Source organism: Corallococcus sp. CA041A, from assembly GCF_003612075.1.
In the GTDB taxonomy this organism is placed as follows: domain Bacteria; phylum Myxococcota; class Myxococcia; order Myxococcales; family Myxococcaceae; genus Corallococcus; species Corallococcus exiguus.
The window spans coordinates 1-1792 of sequence record NZ_RAWF01000517.1 but is presented as its reverse complement, the minus strand read 5'-3'; the positions used below and the strand labels follow the sequence as shown (position 1 = coordinate 1792).

General features: G+C 70.7%; 2 protein-coding genes and 1 pseudogene. 2 read left to right on the top strand and 1 reads right to left on the bottom strand.

Going from position 1 to position 1792, the window contains the following annotated elements; genetic code table 11:
- Nucleotides 1-377: 377 nt before the first annotated feature.
- Together D7V77_RS41810 and D7V77_RS41805 are read left to right on the top strand one after the other, a co-directional pair.
- Complete coding sequence (locus D7V77_RS41810) at nt 378-683, top strand: hypothetical protein (protein ID WP_120581708.1); 306 nt, start codon at nt 378-380, stop codon at nt 681-683.
- 87 nt (nt 684-770) lie between these two features.
- A complete protein-coding gene (locus D7V77_RS41805; RefSeq protein ID WP_147452354.1) occupies nt 771-1163 on the top strand; it encodes a hypothetical protein in 393 nt (130 codons plus the stop codon).
- Nucleotides 1164-1236: 73 nt separating this feature from the next.
- Here D7V77_RS41805 and D7V77_RS41800 read toward each other — a convergent pair.
- A pseudogene (locus D7V77_RS41800) lies at nt 1237-1792 on the bottom strand (serine/threonine protein kinase); the annotation flags it as partial.

Genomic DNA, 1792 nt, shown 5'->3' with positions numbered 1-1792 from the left:
CATGACGCCGCCACCCGCGCCGGTGAGCAGGTCGAACCCGGCCTCCGCAATCCACCGCGCCAGGGGGACGACCCACTCGTCGTGGGAGTGCGCCCCGGAGCCGAACACTCCGATGATGCGGCGGTGTCTGCGCATGACTGCGTCCTCCCCGAAAAACTGGAACTACGTGAGCCCCTGTTCCATGCGAATCCCCGGCCAACGCCGCAAGGGCTCACGGACCGGCGTGCGTCCTGATTCCCGTCCACCCGTGGAAGGTGCGTGGCGCGAGCGTCGGCCAGCCGTCGCTTCCCTCCTCCCGGAGCGCCAGACGTTCCCGCACGCCCCGTGATGTCGGACCCCTCCTCTACCTTCCTCGCAGGTGAGCAAGGAGGCTGCCCATGTTCGACGCCTGTGGAGGTTGTGAGCGCCGTGGCACCGCCGGAGAGGTGTTCGACTGGTGCGCGCACTGCGAATTGTCCCTGTGTCCCGAGTGCCTCGTGCGCGGCTGCTGCGGCAGCGCACCCGCGGACTCCGGGCGGGGCGCCCCCAAGGAGCTGCCCGACCCGCCACCTCCCGAGCGCGAAGTCCTCCCGGAGGACTTCGGGGGCCGGTGCTGCACGCATGCCCGCGCGGTGGCCTGCTCCTGCGCCTTCCACTGGGTCTGCACGCGCCACGGCGACCTGCACGTGGGCACCCACGACTGAGGGCGTTGACACACGGGCGGCCTGTCCACGAGGTTTCCGCCTTCTTTCAGGCATTCCCGCCCGGACACAGCACGGAGCACGAACACCATGGGTCTCGCCGAACGGTCGGAGATGGCCGCGTTCAAGAACGACACCTTCGCCTCGAAGGTGGCGGAGCTGAAGGGGGCCGCGGCGGGCGCGGACATCCAGGTGACGCTGGACGAGGCGAGCTTCACCACCGTGGCCGCCATCCAGATGCTCTCCAACGGCGTCTTCGACCGGCTCATCGACGACATGAAGTCCGTCTGTAGCGACGCCATCGGAAAGCAGGCCGTCCGGGAAGGCATCCAGACGTTGCACATCGTCCACAAGGACGCGCCGGGCTTCACGCTGGACCTGATGGACGGCACGCTCACCCTGCGCGCGAAGGTGGACGGCTCGCTCGGCGAGGACCTGCCGGGCTACGGCCAGTACCGGGCCTTCCTGCTGAAGAAGCTGTAGGCCCCGCACGGCCTCACCGACCGGAGGGCCGCTTTGTCAGCGGTGTCCTCCGGCACGGGACATTCCGTCCGGCTCAGGGCACGTCCAGCACGACGCCCTGCCCCGGGACGGCCATCACCCAGCGGACGACGTCGGGCTTGCCGCCGCAGGTGACGCGCACCTCGAACTCGCGCCCCGCGGGCATCTGGTTGGACAGGGGCGTCTGGCCATCCAGCACCTGCGAGCCCAGCGCCACGCGGCAGCCCTGGGCACCGGTGATGCTGAGCATGCCCCGGGCCTCCGCCTGGGGCGGGGCGTCCGCGAGCGTGCGCAGGTCGATGTGCTCCGACCTCGGCACCTTGCCGAAGCGGTGCAGCTTGCCGTCCACGGCCGTGGAGATGAGCCAGCCGGTGTTGCCTTCGGGCAGGCCCTGGCTCGCATCCAGCAGGACGCCGGACACGTAGACGCGCTCGCCCTCCTGGGCGTTGCGCACCTCCACGCCGCCCTTCGGCAGCAGGAACACCAGCGCGAGCCCCGCGAGCACCAGGCCCACGCCGCCCACGATGAGCCCCTTGCGCTGACCGGGCGTCATCCCCTTCCCCGTCGCTTCGGCGGTGGGCGCCGGAGCCGTGGGGGAGACCGCGTGGACG